Here is a 20,025-nt window from a genome sequence, read left to right as displayed (position 1 = left end):
AGGCGGACGTGTGCCGCCTCATAACGGTGTGAATGGCCACAAGATATCGACGATTTCGGCTACTGCGCAAACAAACCAATCGGCACTCCGCCGAAGATCGCCGGTGCTTTGTCTCAGGCGGTCAGGTCGCGCACGACGGCGTCCGCCAGCAGGCGGCCGCGCTGGGTCAGCACGGCCCGCGCGGGCACCCCTCCGGCGCCGACCGCCGCCGGTCCCTCGAGCAGGCCACGCGCCACAAGACCCGCCACCGCGGTGCGGCCCGCCGACGTCAGCACGCCGAGGTCGAGCCCCTCGCGCAGCCGCACGCCCAGCATCACGCGCTCGAGGTGCGCCTCCGCGCGGGTGAGCAGCTCGCGCCCGGCGCCCGGGCTCTGCCCGGCCTCGAGCCGCGTCGCATAGGCGCGGGGGTGCTTCACGTTCCACCAGCGGACGCCGGCGGGCGTCCCGGTCTCGACAGGCTCGACCAGCGACGGTTCGACCGACGGCGCCGGAGTCGCCGTCGGGGCCGACACGTAGCTGTGCGCACCCGGGCCGATGCCCCACCAGTCGTCGCCGCGCCAGTACCCGATGTTGTGCCGGCACTCGTGCCCGGGACGCGACCAGTTCGACACCTCGTACCAGCGCAGGCCCGCCTCGGTGAGCAACCCGTCGGCCAGCTCGTACTTGGCGGCCTGGTCGTCCTCGTCGGGAAGCGCGACCTCGCCGCGCCGCACCTGGGCGGCCATCTTGGTGCCGGGCTCGACGACGAGCGCGTACGCGGACACGTGGTCGACGCCGGTGGCCAGCGCCGTCTCCACGCTGGCCCGCCAGTCGTCGAGGGACTCGCCGGGAGTGCCGTAGATCAGGTCCAGCGACACGTCCAGCCCGGCGTCCCGGGCCCACTTCACGACGTCGGGGATGCGCAGCGGGTCGTGGGTGCGCTCCAGCGTCGCCAGCACGTGCGGCACCGCGGACTGCATCCCGAACGAGACGCGCGTGAACCCGGCGTCGGCCAGGACACGCAGCGACTCGGGCGTGACGGAGTCCGGGTTGGCCTCCGTCGTCACCTCCGCGGCTCGCGCCGAGCCGGTCGAAGGGCCGGCCAGGCCCCAGGCCTCCCTGATCCCGCCGAGCACGCGGGCGAGGTCCTCGGCGGGCAGCATCGTCGGGGTACCGCCCCCGAAGAAGACCGTCGAGACCTCGGCGGGCGACCGCCCGGCGTCGGACAGGACCTTCGCCGCGAGGTCGACCTCGCGCAGGGCCGTGGTCGCATAGGCGGCCTGGTTCGCGCCGCCGCCCAGCTCGGACGCGGTGTACGTGTTGAAGTCGCAGTACCCGCAGCGCACGGAGCAGAACGGCACGTGCACGTACACCCCGAACGGCCGGGCATCGGTGGTCGAGCCTGTCGAGACCGGGGTCTCGACAGGCTCGACCAGCGAGGGCTCGACCAGCGAGGGCTCGACCAGCGAGGGCTCGACCAGCGGAGGATCGGCCGGGCGCACCCAGGCGGGCAGCCCGCCGTCGTCGGGCACCGGGATGCCGGAGGGAAGTGCGGGCACCTACTTCTTCTTGTCCTTGGGGGCCGGTTCCGAGGAGAGCGCCGCGATGAACGCGTCCTTCGGGACCTCGACCGAGCCGATGTTCTTCATGCGCTTCTTGCCCTCCTTCTGCTTTTCCAGCAGCTTGCGCTTCCGGCTGATGTCACCGCCGTAGCACTTGGCGAGCACGTCCTTGCGCATGGCGCGGATGGTCTCGCGGGCGATCACGCGCGCGCCGATGGCGGCCTGGATCGGCACCTCGAACTGCTGGCGCGGGATGAGCTCCTTGAGCTTGGCGGTCATCATGACGCCGTAGGAGTACGCCTTGTCGCGGTGCACGATCGCGCTGAACGCGTCGACCTGCTCGCCCTGCAGCAGGATGTCGACCTTCACCAGGTCGGCGGCCTGGTCGCCGCTCGTGTCGTAGTCGAGGGACGCGTAGCCGCGGGTCTTGGACTTGAGCTGGTCGAAGAAGTCGAAGACGATCTCGGCGAGCGGCAGGTGGTAGCGCATCTCGACCCGGTCCTCGGACAGGTAGTCCATGCCCTGCAGGTCGCCGCGCTTGGACTGCGAGAGCTCCATGACCGCGCCCACGAACTCGCTCGGGGTGAGGATCGTGGCCTTCACGACGGGCTCGCGGACCTCCTTGATCTTGCCCCCGGGGAACTCCGACGGGTTGGTCACCTCGATCGTCGTGTTGTCCTCCATCGTCACGTCGTAGATGACGTTCGGGGCCGTGGAGATGAGGTCGAGGTTGAACTCGCGCTCCAGGCGCTCGCGCACGATCTCCAGGTGCAGCAGGCCGAGGAAGCCCACGCGGAACCCGAAGCCGAGCGCCACCGACGTCTCGGGCTCGTAGTTGAGCGCGGCGTCGTTGAGCTTGAGCTTGTCCAGGGCGTCGCGCAGCACCGGGTAGTCCGAGCCGTCGATCGGGTACAGGCCCGAGAACACCATGGGCTTGGGGTCGCTGTAGCCGCCGAGCGCCTCGGTGGCGGGCTTGGCCGCGTTGGTCACGGTGTCGCCGACCTTGGACTGGCGCACGTCCTTCACGCCGGTGATCAGGTAGCCCACCTCGCCGACGCCGAGACCCTTGGTCGGGTGCGGCTCGGGCGAGCTGACGCCGATCTCCAGGAGCTCGTGCGTGGCCCGCGTCGACATCATCGCGATCTTCTCGCGCGGGTTCAGGTCGCCGTCGACCACCCGCACGTAGGTGACGACGCCGCGGTAGGTGTCGTAGACGGAGTCGAAGATCATGGCGCGCGCCGGGGCGCTCGCGTCGCCGACCGGGGCCGGGACGCGCTGCACGATGCGGTCCAGCAGAGCCTCGACGCCCACGCCCGTCTTGCCCGAGACCTTGAGCACGTCCTCCGGGTCGGAGCCCACGAGGTTCGCGAGCTCCTCGGCGTACTTCTCCGGCTGCGCCGCCGGCAGGTCGATCTTGTTCAGGACCGGGATGATCTCCAGCTCGTTCTCCATGGCCAGGTACAGGTTGGCCAGGGTCTGCGCCTCGATGCCCTGCGCGGCGTCGACCAGCAGCACGGCGCCCTCGCACGCGGCGAGCGAGCGGGAGACCTCGTACGTGAAGTCGACGTGCCCCGGGGTGTCGATCATGTTCAGGGCGTGCGGCGTCAGCACGCCGGCGTCGTCGGCCAGGGCCCACGGCATGCGCACCGCCTGCGACTTGATGGTGATGCCGCGCTCGCGCTCGATGTCCATCCGGTCCAGGTACTGCGCCCGCATGTCGCGTGAGTTCACCACGCCGGTGAGCTGGAGCATGCGGTCGGCCAGGGTGGACTTGCCGTGGTCGATGTGCGCGATGATGCAGAAGTTGCGGATCAGCTCGGGCGCTGTGGCGTTCGGCTGGATGCGCGCCGTGAGCGCAGGACCGGGGATGGGCAAAGCGTTCTCGCTCCGTAGTCAGGGGGTGGGCGTGCCGACGACCATTCTCCCATGCCCCACCCACCTCCCCCGCTGCCCGCTGAGTGCTGGGTATTCGCGCCCGGAACCGGTCGGTCGGCGCGAATATCCAGCACTCAGCGCAGGCGATCAGGCCGGTTGGGCGGTTGTCGTGCTCGGGAGGAGGCGGCGGAGGACGTCGGCGAGGGTGACCACGCCGTAGTCCGCCGCGGGCCCGTCCGGGCCGTCGGCGTCCGGCCTCGGCACGACCGCGAGGTGGTTGCCCGTCTCCCGCATGGTCGTCAGCGCCGTGTGCAGCGGCACGTCCGCGGCCAGCTCGAACACGGGCCGGGTGACGTCCGCGACGGACGCGTCGTCGGCCAGCAGGAGCGTGTCGCGCACGTGCACGACGCCGTCCGGCCGCCCGCCCGTGCCCTGCACGAGGATCCGCAGGTGGCCCGAGACGCGGGACGCCTCCTGCACCTCGGCGGCCGTGGCATGCTGCCCGACGGCGGACGGCGCCGCATGGCCGGCGAGCAGGTCCTCGACCGTCAGCCGGCGCAGGTCCAGCGCGCCGGAGAGCTGGTCGGAGTACGCCGCGGAGAGCGCCCCGACGTTGGCGGAGTGCTCCACCAGGTGCCGCAGGTCCTCCGGGCTCTGCCCGGACGACACCTGGTCCGCCGGCTCGACGCCGATCCGCCGCAGGCACCAGTTCGCCGCGCCGTTCAGCGCGATGAGCGCCGGCCGCGTCACGGCCATGAACGCCCGCATCGGGAGCGCCAGCATCGTGGCGCTCGTCTCGGGGTGAGCGATGGCCCACGACTTGGGCGCCATCTCCCCCACGACCAGGTGCAGGAACGTGACGATGACCAGGGCCAGCACGAAGCCCGCGACGTCCGCGGCCCAGAACGGCGCGCCCCAGGTCTCGAACACCGGCGTCAGCCAGTGGTGCACGGCCGGCTTGGTGATGGCGCCCAGGGCCAGGGTGCAGATCGTGATGCCGAGCTGCGAGCCCGCCAGCAGCACCGTGAGCTCGCTCGCGCTGCGCAGCGCGGCCCGCGCGGAACGGCTGGTGGGCGCGGCGTCCTCCAGGCGGTGCCGCTTGGCCGCGAGCAGCGCGAACTCCACGGCCACGAAGAACGCGCTCAGCGCGATGATGGCGGCGGTCGCCGCTGCGACCACCCAGGGGTTGCTCATCGGGTCTCCGCCTCCTGGGTCTCGACGACGGTGACCCGGACGCGGGACGGCACGTGCCGCTCCACCTCGAGCACCTCGATCCGGAGCGCCTCGGCCGGGTGCGGCTCGTGCGCGACCAGGTCGGCCGGGTCGGCGGGCAGCCCGACGTCGACGACGTCGCCCGCCGCCGGCAGCGCGCCATGCACCGCGATCGCCAGGCCGGCGATCGTCTCGTGGTCGCCGTCCGGCAGGTCGCGCTCGACGGCGCGCTCCACCTCGTCCAGGTGGACGTCGCCGGCCATGACCCATACCCCGTCCGACGCCGCGGTCACAGGGTCGATCTCGTCGTCGTGCTCGTCGGTGATCTCGCCGACCAGCTCCTCCGCGAGGTCTTCCACGGTGAGCACGCCGGCGAACCCGCCGTACTCGTCGACGACGCACGCGAGCTGGTTGCGCGTGGCCGGCAGCTCCCGCAGCGCGTCGGGCAGCGCCATCGACGTGGGCAGCACGAGCGCGGGGCGCAGCAGATCCGGGACGGAGGTCGCCCCGGGGCCCGCGGAGAGCAGGTCCGCCAGGTGCACGACGCCGACCACCTCGCCGTCGTCGTCCACCACCGGGTAGCGCGAGTGGCCGCGGGCCATCAGCTCGCGCACCTGCGCGAGCGTGTCGTCGGTGTGCACGACGCCGACCCGGGCCCGCGGGATCATGGCGTGCTCCACGTCCTGCCGCGGGAAGTCGATGATGCGGTCCAGCAGCACCGACAGGTCCCCGGGCAGGTCGCCGCTCGCCCGCGAGTCGGCGACGATGTGCTCCAGGTCGCGAACCGTCGCCGAGTGCTCGACGTCGTGCACGGGCTCGATGCGCAGCAGCCGCAGCAGGGCGTTGGACGCGGCGTCGAACACCCTGATGAGCCAGCCGAAGACCGCGAGGTAGACGGTCGTCGAGCGCGCGAGCCACAGCGCCACCGGCTCCGGCCGCGCGATGGCCAGGTTCTTGGGGACGAGCTCGCCGAACAGCATCTGCACGAGCGTCGAGAACAACAGTGCCAGGACGGTACCGACGGCGACGCCCGTGCCGACCGGCACCCCGACGCCGCCGAGGGCCTCGCCGAGCGCCTCACCGACGAGCGGCTCCGCGACGTAGCCGACGAGCAGGCCCGTGACGGTGATGCCGAGCTGCGCGCCCGACAGCATGAAGCTGGTGCGCCGGGTCACGCCGAGCGCGCGCCGCGCCCCGGCGTCGCCGGCCTCCGAGCGGGCCGCGAGACGTGCGCGGTCCACGGCCATGTACGCGAACTCCTGCGCGACGAAATAGCCCGTCACGGCGGTGATCGCGAGGATCACCACGACTCCCAGCAGGAGAGAGATCACCCAGCTCAACGCCACCACCTCCGCCCGGCGGTCCTACGGCGTTCGGCTGGGCAGGGACTATGACAGTCGGCGTCCATGATCCTTCACTGAGAGTGGTGCGGTTCGGTCGCGGCCCGAGGGTCACCGGCCGGATGCCCCGGAGGCATCGCGTGGAGAACGACGGACGCGGTCCCACGGTTCCACGGCGCGCGACGGTCGTCATCCGGAGCGCGGAGAGTGTGGGTGGCGCGCGTTACCTTTCGACGCATGAGCCTCGACCACCTCGCGCTGCTTGCCCGGTTCCAGCGCGACTTCCTCGCTGCGGTGCCCGACGCCGACGCCGACGCGCGGGTCCCCGCCTGCGGCGACTGGACGGTCCGCGAGCTGGTGGAACACCTCGCGGACGTTCATCACTGGGCAGCCGGCCAGGCCCGGGGAGTCAAGGGCGCACCCCTCGGCGCCGGGCCGTTCGACCTGGCGCCGCACTACGCCGCCCAGGCCGCGGAGCTCCGCGAGACCCTGGCCGGGCTCGCCCCGGACGCGGTCGGCCGGGTAATGACCCACCCGAAGCCCATGGGACCAGGCCCGGCGCGGTTCTGGCACCGGCGGCAGACCCACGAGACGCTGGTGCACCTGCACGACCTGCTGGCGGCGTCCGCCGGCGCGGGCTCCCTCGGCCTGGTGCGGGCCGAGCCCGAGGTGTGGGCGGACACCGTCGACGAGGTGGTCACCGTGCTCCAGCCGCGGCAGGTGGGCCTCGGCCGCATGGAGCCGCTCCGGCACCCGGTCTCCCTCGTGGCGACCGACGTCGCCGGCACCCCCGGCTGGGTACTGGGCGCCCCGGGCGAGCGCGCGGAGGAGGTGGCGCCCGACGTCGTCGTCTCCGGCCCGGCCGAGGGGCTCGCGCTGACCCTCTGGCGCCGCCTCACGCCCGCCGAGGCGGGGCTCACCGTCAAGGGCGACCGCGCCGACCTCGAGGCAGCGCTGGGGCAGGCGATCGTACCGTGAGCCGAGCCCGAGCCCGGCCGCTCAGGAGTACAACCCCTGAACGTCCAGCTCGATGAGGAACGGGTGATCGACCTTGAGCGTCTCGCGGAAGACTCCGACTGGGGCATAAGTCCGCGTCATGTCGTCAAGCTCGTAGACGTGGACCACCGTCGACGCGTTCCCGTCCTCGTCCTCGATGCGCCAGAAGTGCTTGATGCCCGCCGTGGCGTACTTGTGCGGCTTGACCGTCAGGTCACGGTGCTCGGACTCCGGCGCGACGACCTCGACCGCCAGGATCACGTCCGCGGCTTCGTACCACGTGCCATCGGGCCCGACCGAGGCCGTCGACGCGATGACGTCGGGCTCGGGTCGGTTGCGGTCGTCGAGGCGGACCGTCATCTCGCTGTCGACGACCACGCCCTCCGGTGCTCGCGCCGCGATCGCGGCGCGTAGCGCGAAGATGACGCTGCTGTGCCAGCGGCGCTGGGGGGACATCATGAAGACCAGTGCTCCGTCGATCAGTTCCGTGTGGCGCGGAGCATCCGGCAAGGAGTCCAGGTCCTCGGCGAACCAGCCCTCCGGACGTGGAGGACTCATCCAGTCGGGCAGCGTGGTCATGGGTTCACGGTAGCAACGCGCGTGCTCTATGTCAGCGGATCATGCCAGCGTGCGAATGAACCCGCACCGCGAGGGACGTGTTTCGTGCAAACCGATCACCCGAGCCGCGTGATGTCCACCGTCACGGCGAGCGTCGACGAGCCCGCGCCCGCGTAGACGCCCTTGAACGGCGGCACGTCGCCGTACTCCCGCCCGCGCCCGACCACCACGTGGTCCCCGCCGACGAACTTCCGGTTCGTGGGGTCGTAGCCGACCCACTCGCCCGTCCACCACTCGACCCAGGCGTGCGACTCGCCGCGCACCTGCTCGCCCATGGCGGCGTCGGGCTCGGGGTGCACGTAGCCGGACACGTACCGCGCGGGGATGCCGACCGAACGCAGCGCGCCGAGCGCGAGGTGCGCCATGTCCTGGCACACGCCCTTGCGCGCCTCCCAGGCCTCGACGGCGGGCGTGTGCACGGTGGTCACCCCGGGCACGTACTCGAGCCGCTCCCGCACGGCCAGGCAGATCGCCTCCGCCGCCCGGTCGGGGTCCAGCCCGCCGGCGGCCTCCAGCGCGAGCGTCGCGAGGTCCGACGGCGGCGTGGTCACCGGCGACTCCGCGAGGAACGCCGCCTGCGCGTCCAGCACGGGCTCGCTCGCCAGGTCCTCCCACCCGGGCACGTCGCCCGCGGGGCGGCCGTCGGCGGAGTACCCCGAGGCCTCGACCAGCGCCTCCGCGACGATCTTGAGCTGGGTGTGCGGGCGCAGGATCTCGAACGCGGTCACGCTCGTGCCCCAGTAGTCGGTGTGGTCGGCGGACCAGGTGGTGGGCGACGTCGCCAGGGTCGCCGAGCGCACCGTCTGGCGGGCGTCCTCGACGGGGCGCATGCGCGCCTGGTTGTACGAGTCCGTGACCGGCGACGCGTAGTCGAACAGGGTCGTGTGGACCACCTTCAGCAGCGTCACAGCGCCTCCTCCACCCAGGCCGTCGTGGCCACCGCCGGAAAGTACCGGTGCTTGATCGCGCCGCTCGCCCGCGTGCACGCCACCTGCACGCGCTCCATGGTCTCGGGCAGGTCGGCGAGCAGGTCGCCCAGCCGGGCGAACTCCAGCTCGGAACGCATCATGCCGAGCGCCCGGCGGGCGTCGTCGGACACCGCGTGCCGGCCCTCGACGGGCTCCAGCTCGCGCAGGGCGCGCTCGGCGGCGTGCAGCGCGTAGACGATCGACCGCGGGAACAGCCGGTCCAGGATGAGGAAGCCCGCGGCGTCGGCGTCTGACGCCCTTCCGCGGTAGGTGCGCAGGTAGGCCTCGTACGCGCCGCAGGAGCGCAGCAGGGTGTTCCAGCCGGGACCGCCCGTCCCGAGCCGGGCCTGGGTGGTGATCAGGCGCGCGGTCATGTCGGCCCGCTCGATCGCCTGGCCCAGCACCATGAAGTGCCACGTCGAGTCGCGCGGCGTCGCCGACTCCATGAGCCCCGCGACGACGGCGGCCCGCTCCCGCACCCAGGAGAAGAACTCGTGCGGCCCGCTACGCGCGTGCGACGGCAGGGTGTTGCGCGTCGTGTTGAGGCACTCCCACAGGTCCGTCGAGACGATCTCGCGGGCGCGGCGCGCGTTCTCCCGCGCCGCGAGCATCGACCCGGCGATCGACGACGGGTTCTCCCGGTCGTGCGCCAGCAGCCGGAGCACGGTCTCGCGGTTCACCTCGCCGTCGCCGGGCCCCGCCGGGTGGTCCATGATCGCCAGCAGGGACCGGCAGGCCGTGGCCTCGTCGGCCCACGGGTCCTCCGAGAGCGCCTGGACGTGCACGTCGAGAATCCGCGCCGTGTCGTCGGCGCGCTCGACGTAGCGCCCGATCCAGAACAGCGACTCCGCGATCCGGCTCAGCATGCGATGCTCCCCTCGGTGGTCGAGCTTGTCGAGACCCTGGTTTCGACAAGCTCAACCCGCGGCGTGGTCGAGACCTGTTGCTGCTGTTGCTGCTGCTGGTTCGCGGCCGTGTCGTCCGGGTTGGTCGCGCGGGGCACGCCGGCGACCGGCTCGGCCGGCCGGGCGGACGGCGGCGCCGCCTCGGCAGGGGTTGGCACCGGTGGCCGGGGCGTCGCGCCGTCCTCCAGCACCCAGGTGTCCTTGGACCCGCCGCCCTGGGACGAGTTCACGACGAGCTGCCCTTCTGGCAGCGCGACGCGGGTGAGCCCGCCGGGCAGCACCCAGACGTCGGAGCCGTCGTTCACGGCGAAGGGGCGCAGGTCCAGGTGGCGGGGCCGGAAGGCGCCGTCGACGAACGTCGGGCCGGTCGACAGCTGGACCACGGGCTGCGCGATCCAACCGCGCGGGTCCTCGATGATCCGCTTCCGCACGGCGTCGATCTCGGCGCGGGTCGCCTGGGGGCCCACCACGATGCCCTTGCCGCCCGAGCCGTCGACCGGCTTCACGACAAGCTCGTCGAGGCGGTCGAGCACCTCGGCGCGGGCCTCGGGCTCCTCGAGGCGCCAGGTGTCGACGTTCGCCAGGACGGGTTCCTCGGCGAGGTAGTAGCGGATGAGGTCGGGCACGTAGGTGTAGACGAGCTTGTCGTCGGCGACGCCGTTGCCGATCGCGTTCGCGAGCGTGACGTTTCCGAGCCGCGCGGCGCCGACCAGGCCGGGCACGCCGAGCATGGAGTCGCCGCGGAACTCGACGGGGTCGATCCACTCGTCGTCCACCCGCCGGTAGATGACGTCGACGCGGCGCGACCCCTCGGTGGTCCGCATGTAGACCCGGCCGCCCTTGGTGTACAGGTCGCGCCCCTCGACCAGCTCCACGCCCAGCAGCCGGGCCAGGAGGCTGTGCTCGAAGTACGCGGAGTTGTAGACGCCCGGCGTGAGCACCACGACGGTCGGGTCGGGGACGCCGTCAGGCGCGCTGGCCACGAGGGCGGCGAGCAGCCGCTGCGGGTAGTCGACGACGGGCTGCACCCGCAGCCGGCCGAACAGCTCGGGGAACGTCCGGACCATGGCGCGGCGATTGCTGACCACGTAGCTCACGCCCGACGGGACCCGGACGTTGTCCTCCAGCACGCGGTACCGGCCCGCCTCGTCGCGGATCAGGTCGATGCCGCTCACGTGGCAGCGCACGCCGCCCGCCGGGCGGATGCTCGCGGCGACCCGCTGGAAGTCCGAGCTCGACAGGATGAGCCGTTGTGGCACGACGCCGTCCTTGACGGCCTGCTGCGCGCCGTAGACGTCGTCGAGGAACGCCTCCAGAGCCCGCACCCGCTGCTGGACGCCCAGCGCGATGTCGGTCCAGTCGTCCTGCTCGATGACGCGGGGCACCACGTCCAGCGGGAAGGGACGTTCCTCCCCCGCGAAGTCGAAGGTGACGCCCTGGGCCAGGTACGACCGGGCGAGCGCGTCAGCGCGGGACGCAACCTCGTCGGCGGTGAGGTGGGTGAGCCGGCCATGGACCTGCTCGTAGCAGGACCGCAGCACGCCGTCGCGGTCCAGCATCTCGTCGAAGGCCTGCTGGAGTGGGTATCCATCGAACAGGTCTGTCATGTCCGAACTGTATGGCGATGGTCAAGACGTGCCGGTTCCGGACATGTTTCGGCTGCGTGTCGGTCCGGCGGTTCGCCGCCCGAAAAGTGCTGGCCCGCCGGCCCGCGCCGGTGCGACGGTGTGCGCATGAGCCTGCACGACGACGAGGTCCTCTCGACGCCCGATCTCGTCCGGCGCCTGATCGCGGACCAGATGCCGCAGTGGGCGCACCTGACGGTGACGCCAGGCCCGGCGGGCGGCACGGACCACCACCTGTTCCGGCTCGGCGACGAGCTGCTGGTCCGCATGCCCAAGATCGCCTGGGCCCAGGACCAGGCGACCAACGACGCGCGCTGGCTCCCACGCCTGGCGCCTCACCTGCCGCTGCGGCTGCCCGCGCCCGAGGCGGTGGGCGAGCCCGGCGAGGGCTTCCCCTACCGCTGGTCGGTGACGCCCTGGCTCGACGGCGCGCCCCCCGCCGTCGGCGAGCTGGACGCCGGCGCGGCCCGGCAGCTGGGCGAGTTCGTCGCCGCCCTGCGCGCCGTGAGCACGGCGAGCGCCCCGGTCAAGGAGGGCACCTCCCGCGGCGTCCCGCTCGCGCGGCTGGACGACGACGTCCGCGCCGCCATCACCGAGTCCGGCACCCGCGTCGACGCCCGCGCCGTGACGAAGGCGTGGGACCAGGCGCTGGGCGCGCGGCCGGCGTCGGACGGCTACTGGATCCACGGCGACCTGCTGCCCGGCAACCTGCTGGCCCGCGACGGCCGCATGACCGCCGTCATCGACTGGGGCGGCGTGGGCGTCGGCGACCCGGCCGCCGACCTGATCCCCGCCTGGACCCAGTTCGGCGGCGCGGAGCGCGCGGCTTTCCGCGCGGCGGCGACCGAGGGGCTCGCCGACCCCGACGACGCCTGGGAGCGCGGGCGCGGCTGGGTGCTGGTCCAGGCCGTGATCGCGCTGCCGTACTACTGGGACCGCTGGCCCGAGTTCGCGCGTGGGAGCCAGGAGCGGATCGCGGCGGTGCTGGCGGACTGACGCCGCGGAACCGATGAGTCCGGGGCGCTCCCGTCGTCGGACAGGCATGACTCTTTACGCCACCACCAGCCAGGGCGACCGCGTCGCCTACGACCTGTACGGGGCTTCCGGCTCCGCGCTCGTGTTCGTCGCCGGCGCCGGGCCGTACCGCGCCGTCGACCCGGTCACCACCCCCACGGCGCGGCTCGCCGCCGACGCCGGGTTGACCACCGTCGTGTTCGACCGGCTCGGGCGTGGCGAGAGCCCCGCCGAGGGCCGCCTCGACCTGGACCGCGAGCTCGCGGCGGTCGCCACGATGATCGAGGTCGCGGGCGGATCCGCCGTGCTGTGTGGCCACTCCTCCGGGTGCTCCATCTCGCTCGCGGCGGCCGACGCCGGGTTATCCGTCGACGGCCTCGCCCTCTGGGAGGCGCCCCTGGTCGCACCCGCCGACAAGACCCGGGCCTGGGCCGACGAGATCGTGCGACACCTCGACGCCGAGGACTATGTCGGCGCGACCGAGAAGTACATGGAGGACATGCCGCCGGAGTGGCTGGCGGGCATGAAGTCCGCGCCGGACTGGCCGGAGAGCGCGAGGTCGTCGCGAAGCCAGCGCGCCGACGCGCAGTCGCTCGCGTGGGCGCAGCAGGCGCTGGAGGACGGCACGCTCGACATCACGGTCCCGGTGCTCGCGATGTACGGGGCGCTGACCTTCCCGGAGATGCCCGTGGCGGCGGCGAGCATCGTGGCGTCGGTCGAGAAGGGCACCGACAAGGAGATGCCGGGCGCGATGCACACCTGGGAGCCGGGGCCGATGGCGGCGGAGCTGGCGGAGTTCGTCCGGCAATGCGCGGTTTAGATCCCGGATGCGCGCTTCACCCGTTCCGGTACGGTTTCGGGCGTGAGCTTCGCATCTGACAACAGCTACCCCGGCGACTACGAGGGTGACGTCCACCCGATCTACAACCCTGAGCTCGACGGCGAGCCGGACCCCGGCGAGGTCGTCTGGACCTGGGTACCGTACGAAGAGGACCACAGCCAGGGCAAGGACCGCCCCGTGCTGCTCGTGGGCAAGGACGGGCCCTGGCTGCTCGGCCTCCAGCTGACCAGCCAGGACCACGACCGCGACGCGCTGCAGGAGGCGCGGGCCGGCCGCATCTGGATGGACGTCGGCACCGGCCGCTGGGACAGCAGCGGCCGCGACTCGGAGGTCCGGATCAACCGGGTCGTCCGCGTCGACCCGGACGATGTACGCCGCGAGGGCGACATCCTCGCGGAAGACGTGTTCAACGACGTCGTGAAGTACATGGACCGGGCGCTCGACCTGACCTGATCCGGGCGCAGCGGCGCGGCGTCGGCCCGTCCTGCTCGGGGGCCGACGTCGGGCTAGCCTGCCCTGCGTGAATCAGAACCCGTGGATCAAGCTGCTCGGTGACGTCGTCGAAGCCGTGGCGCGCTCCGTCTTCGACCAGAACGAGAGCCGCCCGAGCGGCGGCCGGCCCGCGCCTGGCCCGACGCCGCGGGCGCCCCGCCCGGCGTCAGGCCGCGACCTGCCCGAGACCGACGGCTACCCCGGCGACTTCGTGGGCCGGGTCACGCCCGTCTACCGGCCCGAGCTGGACGGCGAGCCCGACCCGGGCGAGGTCGTCTGGTCCTGGGTTCCGTATGAAGAAGATCACAGCCAGGGCAAGGATCGCCCAGTGCTCATCGTGGGCAACGACGGGCCCTGGCTCCTCGCGCTGCAGCTGACCAGCCAGGACCACGACCGCGACGCCGAGCAGGAAGCCCGCGCCGGACGCACCTGGATGGACATCGGCACCGGCGCCTGGGACCGCTCCGGCCGCGCCTCCGAGGTCCGCCTCAACCGCGTGATCCGCATCCACCCGGACGCCGTCCGCCGGGAGGGGGCCGTCCTCGACAAGGCGGTCTTCGACCAGGTGGCCGCCGCGCTCTGACACGTCGGGCGGGTTACGGCTGGATCGAGACCGCGAGGAACGCGGCGAGCAGCACCAGGTGCACCACGCCCTGCAGCGTGTTGGCCCGGCCTGGCGCGATGCTCAGCATCGCCACCACCACCGAGACCGCGAGCAGCACCATCTGGACCGGCTCAAGGCCCAGGGTGAGCGGCCCGCCCATCCAGATCATCGCCACCGCGATGGTGGGGATGGTCAGGCCGATCGACGCCATCGCGGAGCCGTAGGCGAGGTTGAGACTCGTCTGCACGCGGTTGCGGAGGGCGTTGCGGACCGCGGCTATCGACTCGGGCGCGAGCACGAGGAGCGCGATCACGACGCCGACGACGCCGTAGGGCAGGCCGGCCGTCGTCACCCCCTGCTCGATGGTGGGCGAGAGCATCTTGGCCAGGAACACCACCGAGACCAGCGCGACGAGCAGCAGCCCGACGCTGAACCACGCCTCCTTGGCGGCCGGCGGGTCGGCGTGGTCGTCGCCGTCGTCGTCCCGGATGACCCCGGTGACGCGCCCGTACCTGTCGCTCGTGACGGGCAGGAAGAAGTCGCGGTGACGCACCGTCTGCGTGAATACGAACGCCCCGTACAGCACCAGCGACGCCGCCGCGGCGAAGCCGAGCTGGAAGGGCGTGTAGGCCCCGCCCGGCGCGGAGGTCGTGAAGCGCGGCAGGACCAGGGTGACCCCGGCCAGCGCGATCACGGTGGCGAGCGCCGAGCCCGTGCCCGACGCGTTGAAGCTGACCAGGTGATGCTTGCTCGCGCCCACGAGCAGGGACAGCCCGACGATCCCGTTGAACGTGATCATCACGGCGGCGAACACGGTGTCGCGGGCATACGTGCTCGCTGCGTCGCTGCCGCTGCTCATCAGCATGAGGATCAGCCCGACCTCGATCACGGTCACCGCGACCGCGAGGATGAGGGAGCCGAACGGCTCGCCGACCTTGTGCGCCACCACCTCGGCGTGGTGCACCGCCGCGAGGACGGCGCCGATCAGCGCCGCGCCGATGACGGCCAGGACAACCGGGTGCTCATGGTTGCTCCACGTGATCACGAGGAGCGCCGCGGCAAGGACCGGAACCACCACGGTCCACTGGAATCGGCCTCTCAGCGTGGTGGTAGTCATGGGATGAATTCTAAGGTGGCTCGTCAGAGGCCGTTTTGGCGGACGCCGGGCGTAGCCGGTCTCACACCGGGCGGGCCGCACGAGGCGGCCGACCCTCTGGTAACCTTGGAGGTCGCGTGTCCGCCCAGGTCGGCGGGCACAGTCTCAGTTCCTCTCCACGGGTCCCCACCCCAGTCCCGGAACTGTGACCGCCCTCTACGACCTATCCGCTCGCCGTCAGGCGAACACACCAGGAAGTCCCATCGTGGCAAACATCAAGTCCCAGATGAAGCGCATCAAGACGAACGAGAAGGCTCGTCTGCGCAACAAGTCCGTCAAGTCGGAGCTGAAGACCCACGTGCGCAAGGTGCGCGAGGCCGTCGCAGCCGGCGACAAGGAGACCGCGACGGTCACCCTTGCCACCGCGTCGCGCAAGCTCGACAAGGCTGTCGCCAAGGGCGTCATCCACCAGAACCAGGCTGCGAACCGCAAGTCGGCCCTCGCGAAGTCGGTCGCGGCTCTCTGAGCAGACTTCAAAGACGCCGTCCGCCCTCGGGGGCGGACGGCGTCTTTCGCGTGCCCGGCCGGGCCAGTCCCGCCCTGGTCAGGCCAGCTGCTGGAGCTGGATCAGGTTGCCGCAGCTGTCGTCCAGCACCGCGGTGGTGACCGTGCCCATGTCCAGCGGCTCCTGGGTGAACCGCACCCCGAGGTCGCGCAGCCGCTTGAACTCCGCGTGCACGTCGTCCACCGCGAAGGCGGTCACCGGGATGCCGTCCTTGTTCAGCGCGTCCCGGTACGGCTTCACCGCTGGGTGCCCTGCGGGCTCCAGCAGCAGCTCAGCCCCGTCGGGCTGCTCAGGCGAGACCACTGTCAGCCACCGGTCCTTCTCGCCCACCGGGACGTCGTGCTTCTTCACGAAGCCCAGCACGTCCGTGTAGAAGCGCAGGGCCTCGGCCTGGTCGTCGACGAAGATGCTGTTCAGATGGATTCTCATGGTGTGCTCTCCGATTCGTCGGGCCTGATCCACCGCTCGGCGATCTGCGCCAGCGGTGCCGTGTTCAGGTCATGGAACTTGTAACGCCCCTCACGTCGGGTCTCGACGAGCCCGGCGGCCTCCAGCACGGCGAGGTGCTGCGAGACCCCTTGGCGCGAGATCGCGAGCTGATGCCTCATGCTCAGCCGGGAGCAGATCTCGAACAGAGTCTGTCCCGACCGCTCGGTGAGCTCGTCGAGGATGATCCGGCGGGTGGGATCGGCCAATGCCTTGAAGATGTCGTCGGCCACGCCACCATGATAGGCAAGTAGTCACTTGCCTGTCGACCGATGCTTGTCCGGCCGTGGGTACCAGGCGGCCGGACGGAGCGGAATTCGCAGGTCAGGAGCGGCGGGACCGCGCGATCGTCATGACCGCGCGTTCCACCGCGAAGACCGTGTCCCGGGCCTCGCCCTTGACGTCGGCGTCGGCCTGCGCGACGGCGGAGATCGCCGCCGCCAGGCCCTCGGGCGTCCAGCTCCGCAGGTCCTTGCGGGCGCGGTCCACCTGCCAGGGCGCCATGCCCAGGTCTCGCGCCGAGAGCCCGCCCCCGCGCATCGAGGCGACCTTCGCGAGGTTGCGCAGGCGCAATGCCAGGGCCGCGACGATCGGCACCGGGTCGAGCCCCGTGTCCAGCGCGTGCCGCAGGAACGCGACGGCGGCGCCCGCGTCGCCCGCCACCGCGGCGTCGGCGACCCGGAAGCCCGTGGCCTCGACCCGGCCGCCGTAGTACCGGTCCACCGTGGCTGCCGTGACCGTGCCGGTCGTGTCGGCGATCAGTTGCGAGCAGGCGGACGCGAGCTCGCGCAGGTCGTTGCCGAGGGCGTCGACCAGGGCTCGCACGGCCTCGGCGTCGACCCGGCGGCGTGCTGCCTTGAACTCCCCCACCACGAACGACGCCTTCTCGGCGTCCTTCGTCACGGGCTCGCACACCATGACCGGCGCGCCCGACTTCGTGATCGTGTCGAGCATCTTCTTGCCGCGCTGCCCGCCGCCGTGCACCACCACGACGACCGTCTCCTCGTCGGGAGCGCCGACGTACGTGATGAGGTCGGCCATCAGCTCCTCGGTGCCGGACTCCGTCGACCGGACCACCACCACCTTGGCCTCGCCGAACAGGGACGGGCTCGCGGCGACCAGCAGCTGGCCCGAGCCGTACGTGGCGCCTTCGAGCTCGACCTTCTCGACCTCCGGGTCGCGCTCCCGCGCGAGCCGCACGACGCCGTCTACCGCGCGCTCGGTCAGCAGCGGCTCGGCCCCGCGCACGAGCACCACGGGGGCGAGCGTCGGCTCGTCCCAGCTCCGGCCAGTGGGAGCTGTGGCGGTACGGCGTCTGGTCGCTGGAGGCACGAACACAGCCTGCCACGCGCCACCCACACTCGCGGGTGGTGCGGCCCCTCGTGCCCCGAAGTCGGTCGCCCGCTACTTCCAGAGCAGGTCGGCCAGCGCCATCCGCCCTCCGTCGGTCCACGCGTTCGCGACGACGCACGCGCCGGCCTCGGCGCAGTCCGCCACGCCCCCGCCGACGAGCTCGACCTCCCGCTTGACCGGAAGCTCGGCGACCACGGAGCCTGCGCTGTCGGCGACGACCCGCTTGCCGTCGTCGTACAGGCAGTCATCGCCGTCCACGCCGCCGTCCGGCCCCGTGGCGCACTGCACGATCCGCACCACCGCGCCCGGCGCGTAGCCCTCCCCCGTCACGGTGACCCGGCCGGCGTCGTCACCGAACTGCTGCTCGGACACCTCGAGCGTGGGCGCGTCCGGCAGCTCCGCTCCGTCGGGCAGCGGGGCGGCGGCCGCCGCGAGGACCTTGTCCGACAGGTCCGCGACGGCCAGCGTGCACGGGTCGCCCGTGCAGTCGACCTCTGACACCGAGCCGACGTTGACGAAGGCCCGCGCCTGTCGCGTCGCGGTGATCCGGCCCTCGTCGTCGGCGACCATCTGCTCCCTGGTCGACATGTCGCACTCGTCGAGGGCGCTCGCCCCCGCCGTCGTGCCGCCGGTGCACTGGACCAGGTACTGGTCGCCGCCCGTGAAGCCCGCGCCGCGCACCAGCCAGGCGCCGCCCGCGACCTGGACGGTGAGGGACGGCTCGGCGTCCTGCCCCTCCGGACCGTCGGACGCCGTCGGGCCGCCCTCCGGCGTGCTGGTCGCTGCGGTCTCCCCCGGCGATCCCGACGGGCCCGGGCCCGCCGGTGCGGCCGTGCAGGCGGCCAGCAGGAGGACGGCGGCCGCGACGGCGGCGCTCGGCACGAGCCGACGCGGGCGCATCACGGGTAGCCCATGTAGAGGTCGACGCCGAGGCCGACCCGCCAGGACCAGTCGGCACGGTTCCGCATCCAGCTCACACCCTCGTTCCACACGTGGAACTCCTGCTCGAGGTAGCAGGCGACGGCCTTGGTCTGGTTGAGCTCGCCGAGGTCGGTGCGGTACCGGCGGACGTCGTTGGTGCCCGGGCCGCTCGGGCCGATGCGGGTGGCCATGATCTCTGCGCACCTGCTGCCCGCCGACGACACGTACATCACCTGGGTGCCGTAGCGCTCCGCCGAGAAGCCCGTCTCGCACGACGTGCTGATCGCGTTCGAGTGGAGGGGTAGGTGCAGGTCCGCGCCCACCCGGTTCGAGTTCGCGATGTTCTCCCTGGTCAGGCCGTTGCCACGCACCACCTTGTAGCCCCGTTCGAGCAGGTTCATGTGGTCCGGGTCCCGCTGGTGCGTCGCCGTGACCGCCAGGTAGTAGGAGTTCACGTTCTCGCTGAACCCGTCGCAGCCCGTGTTGGTGTGGCAGACCGTGTCGCCGCGGTCGTGGCACGCCTGGGACAGGTAGACGACCTTGCCGTTCCAGCTGTCCGGCACGTAGGTGACGTCGGCGGCGGCGGCCGGCGCCAGGGCCAGCAGTCCGCCCCCGAGGAGCGCGAGGGCCGCGAGAGCGGACAGCAGCCGGCGGAGCGTTGCGTGCATCTGCATCCCTTTCAGCCCAGCTCGATCGGCAGGTCCGTCGACGCGCACATGTCGCCGCCGGTCGCGTACGCGAAGGCGAGGCAGTCTCCGTCGAGCGTGAACTTCACCGAGTGGATGGACCCGTTGCTGTGCGCCGTGAACAGGAGGGCCTGCCAGACCTCGCCCGGGTCGACGGCGGCGTCGGCCAGCGCCTGCTCGAACCCGGCGGCGACGTCGACGGTCGCCTGGCCCTTGGTGATCCGGACCTTGGTGGGCGGCAGGCCGGCGCCGGGGAGGTAGGAGGCGAGGACCTCGTCGACCGCTGTGGCCAGCGTCGTCTTCGACGGGCCACCCTTGACGGTCCGCGCGGTCGCTTGCACGCCCTCGTTCGGGCCGCAGCCCAGGTACGGGGTCGTCGCGCCGTTGTGGGAGCGCGGCCCCTCGGGGATGTCCGGGCACTCCTCGGCGGACGGCGCCGGGTCGCCTGCGACCGCCTCGGCGTCGAGCTGTGCGCGCTTCTTGCCGGGCTTGCTCCCCATTCCCCCAACGACGACGGTCCAGCCGTCCAGCACTTCCGCGGACTCGTCGAGCCAGGCGTCCGCCGCCGCGGGGTCCTGCGCCACGTCCACGTGGACCACCTGATCGGCCTCCGAGACGTCGGTGACCACGGACTCCGCCAGGAGCTCCTCCTGCTGCTGGAGCTGGGCGGCAGCCTGGCCCTGTCCCGCGGCGCTGAACGCCGCCGCCGGAACGAGCAGAGCCGCCGCCGCGGTGACCGCGATGGTCCGGCGATACCGCCGCGCAGTCAGCTTGAGATCGACCACGAAGCCCCCCTCGCACGTGATGACGGAACTCTCCGACATCACCCACGGTAGGCGCGCGGCCAGGATCCGCAACGTTTCGCACCATGTGGTGCTACCAGGTGT

21 protein-coding genes are annotated in these 20,025 nt (G+C 72.1%); 6 read left to right on the top strand and 15 right to left on the bottom strand.

Going from position 1 to position 20,025, the window contains the following annotated elements; genetic code table 11:
- Nucleotides 1–113: 113 nt before the first annotated feature.
- From hemW to ACFT2C_RS06895, 4 genes are all read right to left on the bottom strand, one after another.
- Nucleotides 114–1,538, bottom strand: a complete 1,425-nt coding sequence (gene hemW / locus ACFT2C_RS06910) for a radical SAM family heme chaperone HemW (protein ID WP_377206286.1) — start codon at nt 1,536–1,538, stop codon at nt 114–116.
- Nucleotides 1,539–3,416: a translation elongation factor 4 gene (gene lepA / locus ACFT2C_RS06905; RefSeq protein ID WP_377206285.1), complete on the bottom strand. Its 1,878-nt coding sequence runs from the start codon at nt 3,414–3,416 to the stop codon at nt 1,539–1,541. It lies immediately after the preceding gene.
- A 147-nt stretch (nt 3,417–3,563) separates the two neighbouring features.
- Nucleotides 3,564–4,610 (bottom strand): CNNM domain-containing protein, encoded by a 1,047-nt coding sequence (locus tag ACFT2C_RS06900; RefSeq protein WP_377206284.1) that lies wholly within the window; start codon nt 4,608–4,610, stop codon nt 3,564–3,566.
- Nucleotides 4,607–5,968: a hemolysin family protein gene (locus ACFT2C_RS06895; protein ID WP_377206283.1), complete on the bottom strand. Its 1,362-nt coding sequence runs from the start codon at nt 5,966–5,968 to the stop codon at nt 4,607–4,609. The genes ACFT2C_RS06900 and ACFT2C_RS06895 overlap by 4 nt, the downstream gene beginning before the upstream one ends.
- A gap of 237 nt (nt 5,969–6,205) precedes the next feature.
- Here ACFT2C_RS06895 and ACFT2C_RS06890 point away from each other — a divergent pair, with 237 nt between their 5' ends.
- Nucleotides 6,206–6,946, top strand: a complete 741-nt coding sequence (locus ACFT2C_RS06890; RefSeq protein ID WP_377206282.1) for a maleylpyruvate isomerase N-terminal domain-containing protein — start codon at nt 6,206–6,208, stop codon at nt 6,944–6,946.
- 21 nt (nt 6,947–6,967) lie between these two features.
- On the opposite strand, the gene ACFT2C_RS06885 is transcribed toward ACFT2C_RS06890, so the two are convergent.
- The 4 genes from ACFT2C_RS06885 to ACFT2C_RS06870 form a co-directional block, all read right to left on the bottom strand.
- Complete coding sequence (locus ACFT2C_RS06885) at nt 6,968–7,543, bottom strand: Uma2 family endonuclease (RefSeq protein ID WP_377206281.1); 576 nt, start codon at nt 7,541–7,543, stop codon at nt 6,968–6,970.
- 95 nt (nt 7,544–7,638) lie between these two features.
- A complete protein-coding gene (locus ACFT2C_RS06880; RefSeq protein WP_377206280.1) occupies nt 7,639–8,490 on the bottom strand; it encodes a transglutaminase domain-containing protein in 852 nt (283 codons plus the stop codon).
- On the bottom strand, nt 8,487–9,416 hold the full coding sequence (locus ACFT2C_RS06875; RefSeq protein WP_377206279.1) for an alpha-E domain-containing protein: 930 nt from the start codon (nt 9,414–9,416) through the stop codon (nt 8,487–8,489). The genes ACFT2C_RS06880 and ACFT2C_RS06875 overlap by 4 nt, the downstream gene beginning before the upstream one ends.
- Complete coding sequence (locus ACFT2C_RS06870) at nt 9,410–11,062, bottom strand: circularly permuted type 2 ATP-grasp protein (RefSeq protein WP_377206278.1); 1,653 nt, start codon at nt 11,060–11,062, stop codon at nt 9,410–9,412. The genes ACFT2C_RS06875 and ACFT2C_RS06870 overlap by 7 nt, the downstream gene beginning before the upstream one ends.
- A gap of 126 nt (nt 11,063–11,188) precedes the next feature.
- Here ACFT2C_RS06870 and ACFT2C_RS06865 point away from each other — a divergent pair, with 126 nt between their 5' ends.
- The 4 genes from ACFT2C_RS06865 (at nt 11,189) to ACFT2C_RS06850 (ending at nt 14,010) form a co-directional block, all read left to right on the top strand.
- Complete coding sequence (locus tag ACFT2C_RS06865; protein ID WP_377206277.1) at nt 11,189–12,076, top strand: aminoglycoside phosphotransferase family protein; 888 nt, start codon at nt 11,189–11,191, stop codon at nt 12,074–12,076.
- A gap of 46 nt (nt 12,077–12,122) precedes the next feature.
- Complete coding sequence (locus tag ACFT2C_RS06860; protein ID WP_377206276.1) at nt 12,123–12,914, top strand: alpha/beta fold hydrolase; 792 nt, start codon at nt 12,123–12,125, stop codon at nt 12,912–12,914.
- Nucleotides 12,915–12,956: 42 nt separating this feature from the next.
- Entirely contained in the window at nt 12,957–13,388 is a 432-nt protein-coding gene (locus tag ACFT2C_RS06855; protein ID WP_377206275.1) for a type II toxin-antitoxin system PemK/MazF family toxin, read from the top strand.
- A gap of 67 nt (nt 13,389–13,455) precedes the next feature.
- Nucleotides 13,456–14,010: a type II toxin-antitoxin system PemK/MazF family toxin gene (locus ACFT2C_RS06850; protein ID WP_377206274.1), complete on the top strand. Its 555-nt coding sequence runs from the start codon at nt 13,456–13,458 to the stop codon at nt 14,008–14,010.
- 13 nt (nt 14,011–14,023) lie between these two features.
- Here the strand turns inward: ACFT2C_RS06850 and ACFT2C_RS06845 are convergent, their stop codons facing one another.
- A complete protein-coding gene (locus ACFT2C_RS06845; protein WP_377206273.1) occupies nt 14,024–15,148 on the bottom strand; it encodes a calcium:proton antiporter in 1,125 nt (374 codons plus the stop codon).
- 244 nt (nt 15,149–15,392) lie between these two features.
- On the opposite strand from ACFT2C_RS06845, the gene rpsT reads away from it, so the two are divergent.
- Nucleotides 15,393–15,653 (top strand): 30S ribosomal protein S20, encoded by a 261-nt coding sequence (gene rpsT, locus ACFT2C_RS06840; protein WP_377206272.1) that lies wholly within the window; start codon nt 15,393–15,395, stop codon nt 15,651–15,653.
- A gap of 78 nt (nt 15,654–15,731) precedes the next feature.
- Here rpsT and ACFT2C_RS06835 read toward each other — a convergent pair whose 3' ends face one another.
- From ACFT2C_RS06835 to ACFT2C_RS06810, 6 genes are all read right to left on the bottom strand, one after another.
- Nucleotides 15,732–16,121 carry a VOC family protein gene (locus ACFT2C_RS06835; RefSeq protein WP_377206271.1) on the bottom strand — a complete coding sequence of 130 codons (390 nt, stop codon included), beginning with the start codon at nt 16,119–16,121 and terminating at the stop codon, nt 15,732–15,734.
- Nucleotides 16,118–16,411, bottom strand: coding sequence for an ArsR/SmtB family transcription factor (locus ACFT2C_RS06830; protein WP_377206270.1), 294 nt, complete (start codon nt 16,409–16,411; stop codon nt 16,118–16,120). The genes ACFT2C_RS06835 and ACFT2C_RS06830 overlap by 4 nt, the downstream gene beginning before the upstream one ends.
- A gap of 91 nt (nt 16,412–16,502) precedes the next feature.
- The gene (holA, locus tag ACFT2C_RS06825) at nt 16,503–17,510 is read right to left on the bottom strand and encodes a DNA polymerase III subunit delta (protein ID WP_377206269.1); all 1,008 of its coding nucleotides are present in this window, start codon (nt 17,508–17,510) and stop codon (nt 16,503–16,505) included.
- Nucleotides 17,511–17,582: 72 nt separating this feature from the next.
- The gene (locus tag ACFT2C_RS06820) at nt 17,583–18,431 is read right to left on the bottom strand and encodes a neocarzinostatin apoprotein domain-containing protein (protein ID WP_377206268.1); all 849 of its coding nucleotides are present in this window, start codon (nt 18,429–18,431) and stop codon (nt 17,583–17,585) included.
- On the bottom strand, nt 18,431–19,120 hold the full coding sequence (locus ACFT2C_RS06815; RefSeq protein WP_377206267.1) for a hypothetical protein: 690 nt from the start codon (nt 19,118–19,120) through the stop codon (nt 18,431–18,433). The genes ACFT2C_RS06820 and ACFT2C_RS06815 overlap by 1 nt, the downstream gene beginning before the upstream one ends.
- 11 nt (nt 19,121–19,131) lie before the next feature.
- The gene (locus tag ACFT2C_RS06810; RefSeq protein WP_377206266.1) at nt 19,132–19,962 is read right to left on the bottom strand and encodes a hypothetical protein; all 831 of its coding nucleotides are present in this window, start codon (nt 19,960–19,962) and stop codon (nt 19,132–19,134) included.
- Nucleotides 19,963–20,025 lie beyond the last annotated feature (63 nt).

Origin of the sequence: Promicromonospora sp. NPDC057138 (assembly GCF_042670845.1) — a bacterium.
Lineage (GTDB): Bacteria > Actinomycetota > Actinomycetes > Actinomycetales > Cellulomonadaceae > Promicromonospora.
Note: the sequence above shows the minus strand (reverse complement) of the source record. Positions and strands in the feature narration are given on the sequence as shown.

Coding starts and splice junctions, on each gene's coding strand:
- ACFT2C_RS06900 (WP_377206284.1), bottom strand. CDS start 4,610: ATGAGCAACCCCTGGGTGGTCGCAGCGGCGACCGCCGCCATCATCGCG.
- ACFT2C_RS06890 (WP_377206282.1), top strand. CDS start 6,206: ATGAGCCTCGACCACCTCGCGCTGCTTGCCCGGTTCCAGCGCGACTTC.
- ACFT2C_RS06885 (WP_377206281.1), bottom strand. CDS start 7,543: ATGACCACGCTGCCCGACTGGATGAGTCCTCCACGTCCGGAGGGCTGG.
- ACFT2C_RS06875 (WP_377206279.1), bottom strand. CDS start 9,416: ATGCTGAGCCGGATCGCGGAGTCGCTGTTCTGGATCGGGCGCTACGTC.
- ACFT2C_RS06870 (WP_377206278.1), bottom strand. CDS start 11,062: ATGACAGACCTGTTCGATGGATACCCACTCCAGCAGGCCTTCGACGAG.
- ACFT2C_RS06865 (WP_377206277.1), top strand. CDS start 11,189: ATGAGCCTGCACGACGACGAGGTCCTCTCGACGCCCGATCTCGTCCGG.
- ACFT2C_RS06860 (WP_377206276.1), top strand. CDS start 12,123: ATGACTCTTTACGCCACCACCAGCCAGGGCGACCGCGTCGCCTACGAC.
- ACFT2C_RS06845 (WP_377206273.1), bottom strand. CDS start 15,148: ATGACTACCACCACGCTGAGAGGCCGATTCCAGTGGACCGTGGTGGTT.
- ACFT2C_RS06835 (WP_377206271.1), bottom strand. CDS start 16,121: ATGAGAATCCATCTGAACAGCATCTTCGTCGACGACCAGGCCGAGGCC.
- ACFT2C_RS06820 (WP_377206268.1), bottom strand. CDS start 18,431: ATGCGCCCGCGTCGGCTCGTGCCGAGCGCCGCCGTCGCGGCCGCCGTC.
- ACFT2C_RS06815 (WP_377206267.1), bottom strand. CDS start 19,120: ATGCACGCAACGCTCCGCCGGCTGCTGTCCGCTCTCGCGGCCCTCGCG.
- ACFT2C_RS06810 (WP_377206266.1), bottom strand. CDS start 19,962: ATGTCGGAGAGTTCCGTCATCACGTGCGAGGGGGGCTTCGTGGTCGAT.